At 50.3% G+C, this 768-nt stretch carries 1 protein-coding gene; it reads right to left on the bottom strand.

Going from position 1 to position 768, the window contains the following annotated elements; all coding sequences use genetic code 11:
* The coding region (gene flgG, locus R7R24_RS26390) for a flagellar basal-body rod protein FlgG (RefSeq protein ID WP_318120074.1) at nt 1-763 on the bottom strand (763 nt) is incomplete at its 3' end.
* Nucleotides 764-768: the final 5 nt, after the last annotated feature.

The following is a 768-nucleotide window of genomic DNA, read 5'->3' as shown; positions in this document are numbered from 1 at the left end:
TCAGCATGTCATCTGCTGCTGATACGACTTTGGCATTCATCTCGTAAGCACGTTGAGTCGTGATCATGTCGACCATTTCTTCCACGACTTGCACGTTAGAGCCTTCTAGCGCGCCTTGCTTGATGCTGCCTGCACCATCTGCGCCAGCAATCAGCTCATCGGCTGGGCCACTTGCTTCCGTCTCGCGGAACAAGTTACCGCCAACGGCTTCAAGACCGGCTGGGTTGATGAATTTTGCTAGTGTGATTTGACCAAGCTGCTGAGGTGTTGGATCGTCTGCCGTTGTTGTTGTCACTGTGCCATCTACGCCAACCGAGAAAGAGGTCGCGTTGTCAGGAATTTGAATTTGTGGCTCAAGCGGTAGACCTTGACTGTTCACCATCAAACCTTCTGAGTTGATGTGGAACTGACCATTACGCGTGTACATAATCTGACCGTCAGAGTTTTCAATCTGGAAGAAGCCTTGCCCCATTACCGCTAGATCTAAGTCTTGAGTCGTGTTTTGTGTGTTGCCTTGCGTGAACACTTTTTGCGTGCCAACAACGCGCACACCACTACCCAATTGAACACCGCTAGGCAGCTCGTTTACCTGATCCACCTGTGCACCAGGCTGACGCTGAATGCTGTAGAACAAGTCTTCAAATACAACGCGGTCGCGCTTAAAGCCGACGGTGTTTACGTTTGCTAAGTTGTTGGAAATGGCAGTCATCTTCGTGTCCTGCGCTGCCATACCTGTCTTACTTACCCATAATGCCGAATGCATTGGTT

The organism is Vibrio sp. 704 (assembly GCF_033339295.1).
The sequence above is the reverse complement of the archived record's forward strand: the minus strand, read 5'-3'. Positions and strand labels throughout refer to the sequence as shown.